This is a genomic window from Mesobacillus maritimus, assembly GCF_023715205.1.
Lineage (GTDB): Bacteria > Bacillota > Bacilli > Bacillales > Cytobacillaceae > Mesobacillus_B > Mesobacillus_B maritimus_C.
The window spans coordinates 103,259-119,861 of sequence record NZ_JAMBNR010000001.1 but is presented as its reverse complement, the minus strand read 5'-3'; the positions used below and the strand labels follow the sequence as shown (position 1 = coordinate 119,861).

Here is a 16,603-nt window from a genome sequence, read left to right as displayed (position 1 = left end):
TGAGATGTGAAAATGAGCATAGTCTCAGTTGCTTTGCTCATTTTCATTGTTTGGATATTTTTATTGAAAGTTTCAGTGTTAATGTAAAGATGCTTGATATTACGAATATAACCTCTGAGTATTAAATTAAAGAGCTCCATCAAATTATCATCTTTTAGAAATGGATACAATTAAGCCATATAGTTCGTTTAACTTGTCCTCAGTTATGAATTCGCGAATTAAATTGGTATTATAGTATTCATATCCATTGTTACTCAATTTGGAAACATTATACTTCTCACCAATCAAAGCAAATTCATTATATGCCAATTCAGGCATATCTCCAATTTCAACCTTCTTTTTCACAATATCTGCGGCCATTTTGATCATGCCAGATTGTTTAATTGAATTCGGATTGAAATCTACATCTAAAATTTCCTTAATAGAGTTCAACTTACTGTAGAAAGTCTGTTTGCTAACTGGTTGTCCTTTTTTAGCTCTGGGGCTCATTACGTTCTTAAAAATAAATTTAGAATCAATTAATTCCTTTTTAGTATAGTCATCAGATTCGGTATTATAAAAATAATACGTGGTTTCATTGGTAGCCTTCTTTAAATACCAAATAGTTCTGTCAGAAACCATTATTGGCGTATTTCTGCCAATTATAATTATTTCATTAGTTTCCCAGTTTATATTGTTATAACTTAAATTTTTTAATTCCTTAAAATCTTCTCCAATAATTCCTTCAAATAAAACACTGATTAAAGCTTGATCTTGTGCATTGGGCAAGTGTTCAATAATAATATTATATAATTCATCTTCACTAAAATGAGTTCTTTTATTTTTATCTACAAATTGATCGCACCACTTTGAATCTACATCTTTTAATGGATTTAAGCTAATGTCACTATATCCATTTTCGATCGCCCATGAGATATATTGAGAAATATTCCTACCACTACTTCTTGCAACAGTTGAAGAATAAGGTCTACTTTTCTCAATGACTTCTCCGATTTGAGTTAATGAGAAATTATATAAATCTTTATCCAAATATCTCTCAATAGAAGCAGACTTATAAAATACATATTTAATGGTATTTTGAGTCCTAGGATTATCATAAATTGATAAAAATATATTTTTTATTTCTTCATTATATAATATATTCATTTTTCAATACTACTCCCTTTTTGGCTATGATACTTTTACTGTTTCTACCTTTCTCTATCATCTAGTGTTTACCTTTAATATAACAGGTAAATGAAGATTATTGTTACAACTGATTACGACCAATAAAATTTACCACCATTGTCATACTTTTCACCACCAAGTGTCAAATATATTACCAGCGGATGACAGGCGTTTACCACTGAATCCCTTTTTTAATAAAAACATCTCACAGCAGGATTAATTCTTTTTTTACATAGTAGACTGAATACTGTGCAGCAAGTAATTAACCAACTATGCATAGTTTAGATACTTATAGTTTCATTCTTTTTACACTCAATTCGTTATTATCTAAAATTATTTTCTTATGAAGAATCATTAGATTGTGAAAAATTTCACTTAAACTACCAAACTACCGGATCAGGTTAGTGCAACAATGATATTATAATAAATTCAAAATACAAAAAAACAACCAATATAAAGAAGCCCGCGGGGATCTAGAAGCAGAACTGGAAAATTACGTGAAAGTAAGGATGCACTGGCAAAAGCATCATTTTTCTTAATGGAGCTCTTGCATTTCTCATCTTTTTTTATTAAAAAAACGAACGTATATTCCGTTGTATTATGGTATAATTTGGTTATGAAATAAAAATTAGTGGGAGGGGTTAGCTTGGCTTTATGCAAGAAACAATTTCAAGATTTTCACGATACTATCAAATTAAAGGAAGAAAATGAGGTACTTAGTAGTAAGCGGGACATTATTGTAAAACGCATTAAAGATAAGTTGCCAGAAGAAGCTGCATATAGTTTTGATATTTTTAATCAAGGTTCATATGCAATGCATACAGGGATAAAGCCGTTAGGTTCGGATTATGACATCGATGTCGGTTTGTATTTTGATATGTCAAAGGATGATGTAGATCCTTTGACCGCAAAAAATTGGATTTATAAAGCACTGGATGGGCATACATCGGATGTAAAGATTAAAAATCCTTGTGTGACTGTTACATATGCGGAAGGGTATCACGTAGATGTAACTGTATACGCTGCTAATAATAGTGACGGAAAAGTGTATCTTGCGAAAGGGAAACCTAATGGCAAAGTGGAGGATAAGAAATGGGATGAATCCAATCCAAAAGACTTAATTACAGAAATTAGAGAGCATTTACCTGACAAAGATGACCGAAGACAGTTTAGAAGAATTGTACGTTATCTAAAAAGATGGAAAGATGTTAAATTTTCTTCTGTAAACGGTAAGCCAACAGGTATCGCATTAACTTCTTGCGTATATCATTGGTTGGATATACAAAAAGAAACAGATACGTTTACTGGAAAGACGACATACAAGGACCTGGAAGCATTAATCAACGTCGTTTCTAAAATAATTTCAAATTTCCAACAAGAATATGTAGAAATAGATGGTGAATATAAGTTTATGCCAAGGCTAAAAGTACGGCTTCCCGTGGAACCAAAACCAGAGTTATTAGAAACAATGACATACAAACAAATGAAAACATTTAAAGAAAAGTTGGAAACATTATTAGAAGCATTAGAAGATGCAAAGGCGAAAGCGGATCCTACTGATGCGGCAGAATTATTGAAAAAGCAATTCGGAGATGATTTTCCGGTTCCGGAAAAGTCAACTACTGGTAAAAAGGCAATGGCCGCTGCTGTTATTTCCAGCTCTGAGTCAGCGAGTGAAAAAGGATAATGTTACTTAGCTTAGAAGATATTAAACTAGAATTAAGTGAAATAGAACAAGACATAATTAGTTCATTTTCGATTTTAGAAGAAGTGGACTTAGAAGAATATCCTGGATGTGCCAAGGTTGCAGAAATAGAGGTACAAATAAATGGGGAAACTGCTGTTTTAACAGTTGGTTTCCCTGAAAAATTCCCAAATGAACTTCCAAAGTTCTATGATAAAAGAAACTTATTTAAAATAATCCCTCACAAGATGCCTAATGGATTCTTGTGTTTTACCAGAAATGAATCGCTCATTTTGGATGAGAGGTATCCAGCTTCCATCTTATTACACTGTTTGAATAAGGTAATTAAGTTAATAGAGGATGGAATGAAGGGTATAAATCATAAAGATTTTCTAGATGAATTTGAGGTCTATTGGCAGAATAACCTATTATTAAACATTTATGCTCATATCGATACGACAAATTCAAAATTAAGAGAACTGGATCTATGGAATAAGCCAGTGGAAAATGACAATTTTATTGTTGTTGCTGCTGAGAAAAGAGATTCTTTGGAAAAAGTGATTAGCCGAATTTTTCATATAGATGTTGACATGGCGACTAAGTATAGATGTTTATATATCCCTTTAGTAGAAGGGACTTTTTTGTTGCCTCCGATAAATGAGGAAAAGTGGGATTTTGGAGAATTGAAAAATAATATATTTTCGAATTTATCGGAAGAGAACAGAAAAGAGTTTTATCGTTTAGTTAGTAAACAGATAAATGGTGTTCGTTCCAATCTTGAATTTATTATTATAGGATTGCCTACGCCAAAGGGGAATGTGGCCTTATTTGGTTATGGTATGAATGGGAATGTATTTGATTTCAAATCACATAAGAATAAAAATAAACTCAAAAGGCATCTACATCCATTTATATCAAAGCCTAAAGATGCGGCCTTGTATAAAGCGAATATCGAAAGATGGCATCCTAATCATCTTCTTAATCGGACAGGCGGAAATACGGAATTAAAAGATAAGCATATATTAATTGCTGGAGTCGGCTCAATAGGAAGCGAGATTGCTATGAGATTTGCAAAGGCTGGAGTTAAAAAAATTTCGTTAGTTGATTTCGATAAATTGGAAATAGATAATGTTCATCGTCACGCACTTGGCAGTGATCAAGTTTATGATATAAGCGAAAAATTAGGGCTTTATAATAAACCGAAAGTATGGGGGTTGGAAGAAGAAATAAAAAGGAAGTATCCTTTTACAGAAGTGAAAGCGTACTATGACAATATTTTTTCGTTATTTGAGGAACTAGAAATTAGTAAGAGTAATATAGATCTTTTTATAGTTGCAATTGGTTCCCCAAACAAAGAAATGATGATTAACGAAAGATTGCATAAGTTAACTGAACCTCCGCCAACCATATATACCTGGGTGGAACCTCTTGGTATCGGTGGACACACGTTATTAACGCTAAATAACGAAAGAAAAGGGTGTTATCATTGTTTATTTAAATCAGAAGAAGACTCCCCTATATATAATCGTTCAGCATTTGCAGAACCGTTTCAGGATTTTTCTAAATCAATTACTGGTTGTGGGTCTGTATTCACACCGTACAGCTTTTTAGATAGTGAACGTTCTGCAATGTTAGCGGTGGAGGCTGGTATCAAGGTATTAACGGGGAATATGAAAGGTAACCCGCTCCTATCCTGGAAGGGGGAGGATGACCTTTTTGAAAAATATGGTTACAATACAACGTTCCGTTATACATTCAAAACTGAGAAATTAGATGATACCAAATACTCCTATAAAGATGAACATTGCCCTATTTGTTCAAAAGAAGGAAGGGATATGCATCAATAACCAAAAAGAATTATTTATTTTGCCAAACAATAGAATATTGTATATCCGTCCTGAAGCTATAGAAAAAATCAATCATTACAGACAAATAAGATGGACAGATACTGAAGCTGGTGGGATTTTAATAGGAAGGGTGTTAATGGAGGACGGGAACTATATAGTAGATGATGTGACGGAACCAATGCCAACCGATAAAAGGTCCCGAACTCGTTTTAGTAGGAAACAGGAAGGTCATCAAGAGTATTTTAACGATGTTTGGAAAAGAGAAAATGGAAGATGCTTTTACCTTGGAGAATGGCATACTCATCCGGAGAGTGTGCCGGTTCCTTCTTCTATTGACAGAAAAGATTGGAGCAGATTATTAAACTTAGGTTATGAAACTGGTTGTCTATTCTTTATTATATTAGGAATAGACGAATTAAAAGTTTGGTATGGTACGGAGGATAAAATAATCGAACTTAAAAGGAGAAATTAAATTGGCCAACTCTAAAGAAGAACGAAAAAGAAGAGACCTTACGGCAGCAGAAAACTATCACCTTTGGGTTGTTAGTGGTGGTATGTGTTCATTTGATGGGTGTAAAAAGAAATTAATAGAATCTACGTCAGGGGAATTAACGAATGTTGGAATAAAAGCACATATTATTGGTCACGCCAAAAGCTCTGCTCGTCACGAATATATGGAGAAATATGGTTTTACCTATGAAACGTTAGAAAATGTAGAAAATCTTATGTTAATGTGTTATGACCACTCTAAAATAATTGATGACAAAAAAACTAGAGATCAATTTCCGCCGGATATACTATTTGCAATGAAAGAAAAACACGAAAAATGGGTTTCCTCTTGGTCAGTCGATAAAAAGAAAAGTATTGCTCTTATACACAAAAGAATGGGGGGGCCGCTATTCGATATAGAATATGATAGCCCAGCTCCATATATACTTCTTGATGCTGTTGAGGACCAAACTGTGTTTGATGACTTTACACCAGAAGGTTGGGAAGAAGGAAAGAAAAGCAACGAAATACTTTATCAGAAGTTCATTGAAAAAATTAAAGAAAAAGAGGCAAAGGTAGGTGAAATATTCCCTTTGTCTGCTATACCTTTATTAATCCATTTAGGTTCCTTGTTAACTGATACGGTTTCATATTCTATTTATCAATTTGATAGAGAAAAGGGGTTTTGGGTTTCTGAAAATCCTGGGGTAAATAAAGATATCGTGTTAACTGTTAAAAAAGATATAAAAGATTGTGATGATCTGGCAGTTCTTGTATCGATAAGCGGGAAGGTTAAAATGAATTCGGTTAAAGAAGTGTTAGGAGAAGAATTTGATTCTCTCTGTGTCGAAGTAGATGATCCTGACGTAAAAAAAGTCTTATACAGAGAAGATGTAATAAATATACAGGCGAAATTAAAATACGAAATTGAGAAATTAATGCAACATCAAGATTATAATAAGATTCATCTATTCTATGCTGGCCCCGCGGGACTTGCAATAGAAATAGGAAGAGGTATTAACCCTAAAATGTGGAGTGAAGTATGTTTATATGAATACAATAAGCGATGGACTCCTAAGTATCAGTATGCTTTATCAATCTGAAAATTCCAGTACAATCTTAGCTTAATTGCATGTTATTAGGACTGTCCCAGAAGGTAAACAGCGTAGCTTATTGAAAGAATATCTTGAGCAGAATGATATTGTGCCGTTAAAAGGGGCAACTACATATTGGTGTATAGATAAGGTTCTTAAGCTTGACTCAAGCAAAGAAGATTAAAACTCTACTACAGTAAATAAACTTTGAGGGAAGGTAATAACATGTTCAATGCAAAGTTAAGAAAAAATGCAATCGACAATTATAATGCAGCGGTTGAACGTTATGAAAAAGTGGCCAAGGATTTAGGTGGAAATACGAATGTTCTTTATAAAGAGCGTGAAAAAGCTTTAAAACTTGTTAAATTAATAGAAGAACGAATTAATAAATTAGCAAACACTCCAAAGGAATTCAAAGTAACACTTAAAAAAGTTGAAATTGAAGTGGAAAATTTTAAGACAAAACAACAAGAAATTAAAAAGGCAGAAGTTGAAGCAAAAGCAGCTGCTGGAGGTTCTGGAGCGGGTGCAACTTTAAGTGCTCTTGGAGTTGCTGTAGCTACAATGGGTCCAACAGCAGCAATGGGCATTGCCACTACTTTTGGTCTTGCATCAACAGGTACTGCTATCTCTACTTTATCAGGAGCCGCTGCGACTAATGCTGCATTGGCATGGCTTGGTGGTGGTGCATTAGCAGCTGGTGGTGGTGGAATGAGTGCAGGTAGTGCGTTCCTCGCACTAGCAGGACCAGTAGGTTGGACAATTGCTGGTGTTATGCTTGCAGGTTCGGTTGGTTCAGGCTTGTTTGCCAGTCATAAAAACAAAAAAACTGCGAATAAGCTAATTGCTGAGAGAGAAAATCTCGAGAAAATAATTAGAAAATTTAACAATATGAACTCAGAAGTCAAGGCATTGGTGGAAACAACCAACACTCAAATAACTGGAGTATCTAAAGCAGAGAAAGCTTTGATTGGAAGTGATTATAGTCAATTCTCCAAAGATGAAAAACTACAAGCTGGATTGCTTGTGAATTCAACTTTAACTTTGGCACAACTAATCAATAAGGAGCTAAAATTAGATGCTTAGTGAACAGTCTATTGATAATAATGTTGAACAAGGGATTGCTTCATATGTCGATTATTTAAATAATATCCGATTAACAGATCTGATGAATACATTAGAATCAATTCTTACTAGTGAAACAGATAAATTATCAGACTTAGCTACTAAATCAGCAAATGCATTATTAAATTTAGATTGGGCGAAAACAGAAATCGATAATCTTATCAATATTAATCGTGGTGGAGATACTGGAGTACATGGTTTTATTTCAGAGTTTGCTGAAACGGGTATAAGAAATGCAAGAGATGTTTATCAAGGACTACAGAAAAGTGTAGTCCTATTAAATGATAATGGACCTGCAGATATTCTACTTCAAGGCAAAGAAGTGCAAATGAAGTTTTATGCCAATATCTTAGAAGAGATTAAGCAAGCATCCAATTATGATAAAATGAGTATGATTTTTCCAAAAGACCATGTGGAAGTCATAGAAAAAATTATGAGCGGAGCAAAATCTGTAGAATTTAATGGAAATATCTTGTCTAACTCCCAAATCAATAATATAAGAAAAGCCATTGAAGATGAGAGTGCTCTGCGTGGCGTTTCTTATGATAAATGGTTGGAATCATCAGTTCTTGAATATAAAGATGTTCAAAAAGGAACAATTGACCAAACGTTATCAGGGGAAGTAAATGACATAAATAAGCAAACTGCTCAACAAAAATCTGATATTAAAAAAGAAGCGGATAGCGATAGATTAAGCGCCCAACAAGAAGCACAACCAAGTTTCGGAGAAGCATCTAAAGTTGCTGGAATAGGTGCAGCAGTACAAGGTGGGTTCAATCTAGGGATCTTTGTCTATCAAAAGCATAAAGATGGAAAAGAAGTCTGGGATTTTGATATTGAAGATTGGAAAGAGTGTGGAGTCAGTACAGCTAAAGGTGCTATTAAAGGTGGAATTTCTGGATATGCAATATATGGATTAACCAACGTTTGTCACCTTGCTGCACCTAGTGCTGGTGCAATTACTTCAGGAACTTTTGGGTTAAGTAATGCCATTGTCAAATATAGAAAAGGTGATGTTGATAGAGATGGATTTATTGATTTAGTAACACTAAATGCCATTGATGCAACTGGGGCTGCTATTGGTGCTGCTATAGGACAAGCAGTTATACCAATTCCAGTTGTTGGTGCTTTGGTTGGCTCAATCGTTGCAACCACAGCACTTAGTCTTGGAAAAGGTGTCCTAAGCAAACACGAAATAGAAGTTATTAATCTTTATCAAGAAAAAATTAATGCATTTGTTGATAAATTGGAAAAAGAATACCAAGTAAAACTAGATGAGCTTTTGAATAAATATCATAAATTCGGGGAATTGCAGCAATACTCGTTTGACTTCAATATCAATGTTCAGCTAAGATTTGTTTCTTCTATTAATTTAGCGAAGTCAGTAGGAGTACCAGAGAAAAGTATTCTCAAAAATGAAGATGAAATTGATGAATACTTTCTATGTTGATTGGTTCCCACACACGAGTTGGATATGTTCCCGCAAACGACCATCAATAAAAATGGGCAAAATGTTTAAAGCCACATTCCATCTCACCATTACTTCGACTCCCGAATGGGACCTGAGAACCGTCCCGATGTCTTTCAAGCAATTGACAATAGTGGGATTTTCCGTGGCGATGTTAAATGGGATGAGGGGTTTGACCTGACCGCTAAGGCACAAGAGCAAATCCGTCAAGATGCCATCTCTGTCGGTTTATTAGTTACTGCGGAGAAAAATGCAGAAAAAGCGTTAAAGGAATTTTTTAAGAATATTGGTTATACGGTAAATGTCACGTTTAACTAATAATAGTTCTGCCTGTGGCCGCCAACTAATTAGTAGGCGGCATTGTTACGTTTGTAATTCTTGAACTGTTATCGGGTAAGCATGATAAGAGATTTATATGTGGGTCTGGAACAGTGAACCTGTCCCCATATCTACCCTTTGCTCTTTTCATAGGCTTTAGTTCAAGGGATATAACAGATTTCCTCGTGGAAGAATAGACGACCAAGAAATGGTAAAATAGCATTATAGTATTTGAGAGGTTGATTGTAATTGACGAATTAGTACTTAGTTAGACATGCACACTCTACCTATACACCTGATGAAATCAACAGGCCTTTATCGGAAAGAGGATTGGCTGATGCAACAAATGTTACGGAGCTATTAAAAATAGAGGGAATTGACATTGTTGTTTCAAGTCCATATAAAAGAGCTGTTCAAACGGTAAGTGGGATAGCCGAATATATAAAAACAGAGGTTGAAATGGTTGATGGGTTTAAAGAACGAAGGTTAACTGTTGGCCCTGCTCAAGACTTTACTCTTGCTATCACAAAGGTATGGGAGGATGAAAACTTTTCTTGGGAAGGAGGAGAATCCAATATTGTTGCTCAAAAAAGGGGTGTAGATACCACTTATGATGTGTTAGATAAGTACAAAGGAAAAAACGTCGTGATCGGTACACATGGCAATCTTATGGTTTTAATTATGAATTTCTTTGATTAACAATATGATTTCTCGTTTTGGAAGAGTCTTTATATGCCGGATATTTACAAATTAACGTTTGAGGGGAAAGAGTTAAGGAGTGTAAAAAGATGTTGGGAAAGAACTTGATTTTGTTTCTTGTCTAACGGGTAGGTACTGGATGGGAGAAACTGGAGGTTGCCTGGCACTGTTTGCTTTGTAGTCATCATTTAACCATCCATGCTTAAAGACCGTTGTTAGCCATGAAATTGCTAAGTACAGGCTACACACTCATATGGTAATATGAAGAAAATAGAAAAATATGGGGGATTTAGTGTTGTCGATTCCTGAAAAACACATTGTGGTTAAAGCGGTCAGCGAAAAGTATAACTGCATATTGTCCAATATCAAAAGGAAGCAAATCATGTATGAAGGGACAAGCAATGAGAAGAAATTAGTTCTTTGCACTCCACAGTCAAAGTTACATGTAAACGGCAAGGGGTGGTTCGACTTAACCACACTACAAATAGACTTACTAGATGATTCAGATATTCCAATCCTAGCAGTTCGTCTACAGGGTTACAAAGTCTATTATATTGACTTTAAGGAGCTTAAAAAGTTAATGACACCAGATATAATGCTAAGGAACCCAAAGGAGGGTGAACATTGGAAGTTATATGTTTGGGGTAATTTTATAAAAGTCCAAGGAAATGAAAAGGAGTTCCATGTTCAACCTGAGCTTTTAGACAGGAAAGAATTTACTTTATTTATTTAGGGGAGAGATAAAATGCCTGTAAACCTGATATCAAAAGATTTGTTGAATCAGTTTCAAGAACTATTAGAAAAAACCGAGGGTGAATTAAATATCATATCTCCATTTATCGGGACTCAAACTGCTAATATGTTAGCAGACTGGCTAAAGGATAACCCTTCGGTAGTATGTAATGTAATTACTCGATTTTATCGGGAAGATTTCGTTGAACGTGTAAGTAGTATTTACGGACTTGAGCGTCTTTTACATGCAAATGCAAATATCTTTGCTCTAGTAGACTTACACTCCAAACTCTATTTATTTGATACACATTCTACCATTATTGGATCAGCAAACTTTACAAAGGGTGGCTTTGTGTCTAACCATGAAATCTGCGTACTTATGGATGATGAGCATGAAATTGCTGAAAAAGCACAGGAGTATTTCTTTGACTTACTTGAACAAATTGAAGCTACTGGTAATGCAGGGAAAGTTACTCAAGAGTGGATTGATGAAGAGAAAATACATGTACCTCAATTAGCAGCTAATCAAAAACATAAAACAGTTACCTACTCAAACAATAAAAAGAGGGGGGCTGAGTTAAAGAAAATTGTCCACCCTGATTTATTTGAATCAATCCTTGAAAATTCAGATGAAGCAGATGAGGTTACAGGTATCTGGTTAAAGTTTGAAGGAACGGGAGCGGACAGAATTCCAAGCGATTTAAATTACAAACACATGAAGGGTATTAGGAAACGGGACTTAAACACTACTTACTTCCCTCGAAGACCTGGTGGAATTGTAAAAGAGGATACCTTATTCTTAACAATCGTTAGTTACGATGAACAAGGTCGACCTACTCCAATGATAGTGGGGTATGCAAAGACAGACGGGTTTAACAGCACAAATGTTGTTGATGATGATGACATTAAAGATGCACCTTGGAAACAGCGTTTTCCTCATTATGTTGAATTTACTGATGGAAAAGTTATAAATGCACCTATTAAAACTGGCATTCGTTTAGTTGATTTATACAACACCATCGGTAAAGCAACCTTTCCATCTTTGAAAAAGAGAAAAAATGTTAGTCAAAGAACTTTACAAAGTATGCACTTTAGAAGGTCGCATATTCGTATCACACAAGAGGCTCATGATTATTTAATGGTTGAGTTAAACAAGCTATTAAGTACATATGGAGAAATAAAACTGGGATAGAATCGCCGAATATGTTCTATAGGAACGTAAACGCGAAATGTAAGGAAAACCAGTTGGAGTAGAGGAGGTTTAGAATGGTTCAAACGTACAACAGAGAAGATGAACTTAAAGAACGATTTAACCAGTTCATCTCATCCAAAGTGACTGGTGAAAATATAGACTATTATTCAAAACTATCAATAGAAGATTTTGTAGATATAAAAACAACGTTAAGCGATATTAACAATATTATTACATACAAAACCACAATCCGTTTTATGGACTGGTTAAGAGAATATTTTCTTATGTAGATGCTAATTATCAGGTTTATTTAAATGAGGTATTGAGAGCAAAGCCAAGTGGTAATGGCTACGATATCATGGTGACTGGTGATGTAAATATCATAGCTGAAATCAAGTGTAACAAGCCTATTAACAGTGGGTTTAAGTTTGGCTCTGCACAGAGGAACGGTATTATTAAGGACATTCAGGGTTTGCTAGAAGGAAAGACGAAGGTGAATTTTGACCCGGAATCCGCTTATAAATTCCTAGTAATATATGATTTTGGTGAACACACTTTAAAAGCTACGGAACATCTAATCAATAACATCCCTTCTGAATATAGGGGGAAAGTTGAATTATATACTTATCAAACTCAATTGACGTTGGATAAGGTATATGTCGTCTTCATTAAATGATGACTTTGTTTGGTATTAGTTTTTAAATAGTTTGGAGGGTAACTTGGATTTAAATAAATTCAACCTATCTAGGTTGCCTCATATTACGAGCAGGAGAGTTTCTGTAACAGTGCAGAATTTTTTGCTGCGCAGTACAACGATACTGCGCATTTACGACATTTATTTTTGTTAAACTTACTTAAAGTAAAGGGACGATGCTTAAAAAAACCAGTAAATGAAGTAAAAGAGTTGGATGGAATTATTAAAAAGGAATACTCCATCCAACTCTTTTACGCATTTTTAGATCTTCTCATTTTATTCTTGGTTTTACGGGGTTCATTGTATTCTTTCAACATGATTATTAAATCATCACGATCATATAATTTAACATTATTTTTGTGTGCCAGTACAATGGCTTTGTCAGTATAGTAGTTATTAGTTATAACCCACTTTTTGTTGGCATTGTAATATCCCGCACCTCCTAGAACCTCATATATTGCGTCCACACCGACTTTATTGGAATACCTTTTTGCTTGTATAACAATTTTTTGATTTCCCTTTTGTAAAACAAGGTCAGCACCAAAATCTCCGTTATCTGGGGTTAATTTAGCAAAATAACCTTGGTGTTTAAAAAGATGATATAAGAACTTTTCAAATTCTGTACCATTCATGTTATCGATTTCATCTAGTGTATTTTGATATGATTTATATTGTGATGAGTTAGAAAGGAATTGAATTATTGCTTTTCCTGTTTTATATAAAAACATAAATATTAGTGACAAAAAGGAAAGGGTAAGGAACCAACTTGCAAAAGCATTCATGGGTGAATCTTTTGGAAATAAGCCAACAAAGAATATTAACAAAAGATAAATAAAGGTTATTAATTTTGCCTTGTCTTTAAAACTCCAATATCTAAATTTTTTAATATCAACAATGTGTTGTAAACCTAAGCCAAATAGACTTGCGATGTAAATAATTAGAAAAAGGCCTAACCAGTGATACTCAGCAGTATAGAAGCCCAGTGCTAATAAAATTGTAAGTTTAACCTCTAATTTTTTTGATGTTTTTTTTGAGATTATTCCCATGAATAATAGTCACCACACTAACAATTTGATATGTTTATTTTCTCAAGAGGGAGTAAAATTATACCATTTATAATAAGGGAGAAAAGCAAAGTGGATAGAGAGTTTATTGAGGAACAGTTATTAGCAACAAGGAGGTTCTTGAAGAAGAAATATGGTATTAAAAAATTAGGGATATTCGGCTCTTATTCAAGAAATCAGCAAACTAAAACAAGCGATCTAGATATACTAGTTGAATTCGAAGCAGAAATTGGGCTGGAGTTTCTAGAAGTAAAATTTTTCTTAGAAGATTGGTTAGGGATTAAGGTGGATCTAGCAACGGAAGAAATGTTAAAACCAGCAATCCGTGAACAAGTATTAAACGAAGTTGTTTTTATTGATGAATATACAGATAGGGTGTCTAAAAAGTTTAAACAGAAAGTAGAAGAACTTGTAAATAGATTAGAACCGAAGCAAAAAGAGAATAATTCTTTGTATCAGTTAACCAATGGGATATGTGGTAATGATTTTAATGAAACAGCAAACAAAAATGTTGAAAACAGCCACTTAATAGAAGGATCGATTTTTTGTTACTCAAAGCCAGGAGGACAAGGATTTGTCACCGAAAAAGCTTGTGAGTGTGGTGATAGTAAAAAATGTCAGGCGTTTGAGGATTCTCAAAGGTTCTACGAACGCTTTCAAGAATTAAGTTCAAAGGGTTACAAAAAAAGAAAAGAAATAATAAACGCAATTGGACCTGAGTTTCATGGTTCACAGTGGTGGTTGGACAATGTGAAATAATAAACTTGGCACTTAAAAATTTTTAAGAACAGAGGGTGATCCCATGTGTAGTGATTTAAAGCTGAAAAAAGAGGGGCAACCAGTTGATTACGACCTGTATAGTAAATTTTCTCCCGTACCAATGGAGATTGTGGATGGGAATATATTTTTTACCGATTCAGAGCGAGAAAGCCTTTTAAAACTACTTATTTATAATGTGGGTATCAAAAGGACCCTCAAGATAATTGAAGAACACGAGCATAAATAGAGTATGCTTTAATCATCAGCTGATTATTAGTGGAGGGTTAGTAATAATATCTGTACCGTGTGTTCATCGATTGATTTCGGTTTAGGATAAGGGGGATTTTATGTCTAATGAGGAAAAGTGCATGCTACTTGCAGAAATTCTAAAACAAGAATACATGAAAATTGGTTTAATGACTGATGATAAATTAAAGGATTATATTGAATGTATATCAATCTATTTAAAAACTAATGATGATATTATTGCTGAAGGTGCAATAAAAACTATATACATGATGACTAAAAACATAGAACCCTAATCAGAATGGAAATTAGAATTCAGTAGGATATAAGTAAGCAAAAGTTGATAAGTTAAAGTAACACAGATAATTGACATCTCGTATATCAAACAAAAACTACGGAAGTTCCAGAGAAATACGAAGTTATTCACACCGGTAAATTAGAAAAAAGAAGGGAAATAATTTATGGTATTGAATAATACAAATAAAAAAGGGTTAATGGATTAATATCGAGTATCAGTTGATGAAATAATTAGTTTTAAATAGTTCACCTCTTTGCTATTATTTGGTAAGGGGTAATTGTATTGAATTTATATAATATCTTTTTTTGATGATAAAGGAAATTTTGTTTGGGCTAGTATCGCAGCATTTGTTGCTTTAATTGCTGCATTAGTAAGTCTATATAATGTTTATAAAACAAATAAATCTAATTTTAAAAGTAATATTGTTTCAAAATCAAGAATTGAATGGATACAAGAAGTAAGGAAACAAAGTGTTGCATTTATTTCCTCTTTTTATAAAGTTTGATTATGATTATTTTAGGAATCCAGACCATACAAATAGAATTGAGAGAATTGAAAAGGATCAGGAGTTAGCGAGGCTGAATTGAAAGAAAAGGGTACACTGCTAACTCTATATTTTGGACCAGATAAGAGTGGTAATAATGAGTTTATAGATTATATGGTTAACCATATCTTAGAAATAGCAGATGGAATGGGTAAATATTATGACGTTGATTATTTACTTGCACAAGAAAAGTCTATAAATAGTTTTAAGGATTTTTTAAGAGTTTATTTTAAAGCATAGTGGAAAAGAGCGAATGGCCAAATTAAGGATTCAAAAGTACAAGCATATCTTGAAAAGGATAAGTTATATCGAGATATCATGGAAATTTATAGAGATGGGCTTACTAGTCACAAGGAAAGTACTGAGGTCTTTTATAATAGTTTGAGGAATAAGTATAAAAAATAAGCCTTATTTTCAAAGGCTTATTTTTTATGCAAGAAAGGGGACGATAATTTGGTATTAAGGGGCTAATCTTATAATACTACGGGGGCTTATGTGTAATGAGAAAGACTAAAATTTAAGAAAATAATTACTGCACAGTACAAGTATACTGTGCAATAAAAGATGATAGTCTGCAATTTGGCGCGATTGTGGAAAGCCATAAGCCTAATTCCTAGGTAAAATTGAAGGATTAGGCTTTTTTTTCAATTCAATATCTCTAAAGTTTTTCTATTGAAAATACGTTGACAGCATGTGGTAAATTCCGTGGCAACTGATGGTACAAAACATGGCAGAGGTGGTACATTCTTGTGGCTGTAATCACACAACTAATTACAAAAAAAGTGATGATACTTCCATAACAAGAAAAATGGAATGGAAACGCAATCTATAGGCAAATCCTTATATCAGGTAATTAGAAGTAACTAGAGGCTTTTTTTATTGAAAATCAGGTATAATTAGCAGATCCACTTAAGGAAAGATAACAAAACTAATAATAATAAAGGAAACCCGTAGAAAAGCTCCTCTACGGGTTTTGTCTCAATGAAATAACCGAAAAAATTAATTGTAAAAAGTTTTGTTTAAAAATAGTAGCTAACATATGTATTTACCCTCAAAAACACTCACTAACTCCCCACAAATGACCCACAATTTTTTAAAAAGGTAATAAACAAAATGAAAAAAATTGGAAAAAGACCATATTGTAGGCTAATTTGATAAGATATGATTTTATGAAAAATGGAAG

Annotated in this window: 16 protein-coding genes and 1 pseudogene; 15 read left to right on the top strand and 2 right to left on the bottom strand. The window is 33.8% G+C overall.

The genetic code is table 11. The features are described from left to right. Positions 1 to 147 precede the first annotated feature (147 nt). Positions 148 to 1,146 (bottom strand): phage lytic cycle repressor MrpR family protein, encoded by a 999-nt coding sequence (locus M3182_RS00605; RefSeq protein WP_251555757.1) that lies wholly within the window; start codon positions 1,144 to 1,146, stop codon positions 148 to 150. Between the two features lie 667 nt (positions 1,147 to 1,813). Here M3182_RS00605 and M3182_RS00600 point away from each other — a divergent pair. From M3182_RS00600 to M3182_RS00545, 12 genes and pseudogenes are all read left to right on the top strand, one after another. Next, entirely contained in the window at positions 1,814 to 2,854 is a 1,041-nt protein-coding gene (locus M3182_RS00600; protein ID WP_251555754.1) for a nucleotidyltransferase domain-containing protein, read from the top strand. After that, a complete protein-coding gene (locus M3182_RS00595) occupies positions 2,854 to 4,698 on the top strand; it encodes a ThiF family adenylyltransferase (protein WP_251555751.1) in 1,845 nt (614 codons plus the stop codon). Before M3182_RS00600 ends, M3182_RS00595 begins: the two co-directional genes overlap by 1 nt. Then, on the top strand, positions 4,625 to 5,170 hold the full coding sequence (locus tag M3182_RS26055; protein WP_349775409.1) for a Mov34/MPN/PAD-1 family protein: 546 nt from the start codon (positions 4,625 to 4,627) through the stop codon (positions 5,168 to 5,170). Before M3182_RS00595 ends, M3182_RS26055 begins: the two co-directional genes overlap by 74 nt. Position 5,171: 1 nt before the next feature. After that, positions 5,172 to 6,290, top strand: coding sequence for an SAVED domain-containing protein (locus M3182_RS00585; protein ID WP_251555747.1), 1,119 nt, complete (start codon positions 5,172 to 5,174; stop codon positions 6,288 to 6,290). Between the two features lie 216 nt (positions 6,291 to 6,506). Then, the gene (locus M3182_RS00580; protein WP_251555744.1) at positions 6,507 to 7,367 is read left to right on the top strand and encodes a hypothetical protein; all 861 of its coding nucleotides are present in this window, start codon (positions 6,507 to 6,509) and stop codon (positions 7,365 to 7,367) included. Continuing rightward, positions 7,360 to 8,856, top strand: a complete 1,497-nt coding sequence (locus M3182_RS00575; protein ID WP_251555742.1) for a hypothetical protein — start codon at positions 7,360 to 7,362, stop codon at positions 8,854 to 8,856. Before M3182_RS00580 ends, M3182_RS00575 begins: the two co-directional genes overlap by 8 nt. A gap of 105 nt (positions 8,857 to 8,961) precedes the next feature. Next, positions 8,962 to 9,192, top strand: a complete 231-nt coding sequence (locus tag M3182_RS00570; RefSeq protein ID WP_251555740.1) for a DUF4230 domain-containing protein — start codon at positions 8,962 to 8,964, stop codon at positions 9,190 to 9,192. Between the two features lie 261 nt (positions 9,193 to 9,453). Next, positions 9,454 to 9,999 (top strand): annotated as a pseudogene (locus tag M3182_RS00565) (histidine phosphatase family protein); the annotation flags it as partial. A 187-nt stretch (positions 10,000 to 10,186) separates the two neighbouring features. After that, positions 10,187 to 10,624 (top strand): hypothetical protein, encoded by a 438-nt coding sequence (locus tag M3182_RS00560; protein WP_251555739.1) that lies wholly within the window; start codon positions 10,187 to 10,189, stop codon positions 10,622 to 10,624. 12 nt (positions 10,625 to 10,636) lie between these two features. Then, a complete protein-coding gene (locus M3182_RS00555; RefSeq protein WP_251555737.1) occupies positions 10,637 to 11,815 on the top strand; it encodes a phospholipase D family protein in 1,179 nt (392 codons plus the stop codon). Between the two features lie 74 nt (positions 11,816 to 11,889). After that, positions 11,890 to 12,105 (top strand): hypothetical protein, encoded by a 216-nt coding sequence (locus M3182_RS00550; protein WP_251555736.1) that lies wholly within the window; start codon positions 11,890 to 11,892, stop codon positions 12,103 to 12,105. 32 nt (positions 12,106 to 12,137) lie between these two features. Then, positions 12,138 to 12,491 (top strand): hypothetical protein, encoded by a 354-nt coding sequence (locus M3182_RS00545; RefSeq protein ID WP_251555735.1) that lies wholly within the window; start codon positions 12,138 to 12,140, stop codon positions 12,489 to 12,491. Positions 12,492 to 12,760: 269 nt separating this feature from the next. Here M3182_RS00545 and M3182_RS00540 read toward each other — a convergent pair whose 3' ends face one another. Then, entirely contained in the window at positions 12,761 to 13,555 is a 795-nt protein-coding gene (locus M3182_RS00540) for a restriction endonuclease (protein WP_251555733.1), read from the bottom strand. A 90-nt stretch (positions 13,556 to 13,645) separates the two neighbouring features. On the opposite strand from M3182_RS00540, the gene M3182_RS00535 reads away from it, so the two are divergent. The 3 genes from M3182_RS00535 to M3182_RS00525 all read left to right on the top strand — a co-directional run bounded on the left by M3182_RS00535 (position 13,646) and on the right by M3182_RS00525 (position 15,660). After that, complete coding sequence (locus M3182_RS00535) at positions 13,646 to 14,332, top strand: nucleotidyltransferase family protein (protein ID WP_251555729.1); 687 nt, start codon at positions 13,646 to 13,648, stop codon at positions 14,330 to 14,332. Positions 14,333 to 14,679: 347 nt separating this feature from the next. Further along, on the top strand, positions 14,680 to 14,874 hold the full coding sequence (locus tag M3182_RS00530) for a hypothetical protein (RefSeq protein ID WP_251555727.1): 195 nt from the start codon (positions 14,680 to 14,682) through the stop codon (positions 14,872 to 14,874). A gap of 585 nt (positions 14,875 to 15,459) precedes the next feature. Further along, the gene (locus M3182_RS00525; RefSeq protein WP_251555725.1) at positions 15,460 to 15,660 is read left to right on the top strand and encodes a hypothetical protein; all 201 of its coding nucleotides are present in this window, start codon (positions 15,460 to 15,462) and stop codon (positions 15,658 to 15,660) included. The last annotated feature ends 943 nt before the right edge of the window (positions 15,661 to 16,603 follow it).

Excerpts from the sequence above, each read along its gene's own strand:
- M3182_RS00605 (WP_251555757.1), bottom strand. The coding sequence starts at position 1,146 with ATGAATATATTATATAATGAAGAAATAAAAAATATATTTTTATCAATT.
- M3182_RS00540 (WP_251555733.1), bottom strand. The coding sequence starts at position 13,555 with ATGGGAATAATCTCAAAAAAAACATCAAAAAAATTAGAGGTTAAACTT.
- M3182_RS00530 (WP_251555727.1), top strand. The coding sequence starts at position 14,680 with ATGTCTAATGAGGAAAAGTGCATGCTACTTGCAGAAATTCTAAAACAA.
- M3182_RS00575 (WP_251555742.1), top strand. The coding sequence starts at position 7,360 with ATGCTTAGTGAACAGTCTATTGATAATAATGTTGAACAAGGGATTGCT.
- M3182_RS00550 (WP_251555736.1), top strand. The coding sequence starts at position 11,890 with ATGGTTCAAACGTACAACAGAGAAGATGAACTTAAAGAACGATTTAAC.
- M3182_RS00595 (WP_251555751.1), top strand. The coding sequence starts at position 2,854 with ATGTTACTTAGCTTAGAAGATATTAAACTAGAATTAAGTGAAATAGAA.
- M3182_RS00580 (WP_251555744.1), top strand. The coding sequence starts at position 6,507 with ATGTTCAATGCAAAGTTAAGAAAAAATGCAATCGACAATTATAATGCA.
- M3182_RS00570 (WP_251555740.1), top strand. The coding sequence starts at position 8,962 with ATGGGACCTGAGAACCGTCCCGATGTCTTTCAAGCAATTGACAATAGT.
- M3182_RS26055 (WP_349775409.1), top strand. The coding sequence starts at position 4,625 with ATGATACCAAATACTCCTATAAAGATGAACATTGCCCTATTTGTTCAA.
- M3182_RS00555 (WP_251555737.1), top strand. The coding sequence starts at position 10,637 with ATGCCTGTAAACCTGATATCAAAAGATTTGTTGAATCAGTTTCAAGAA.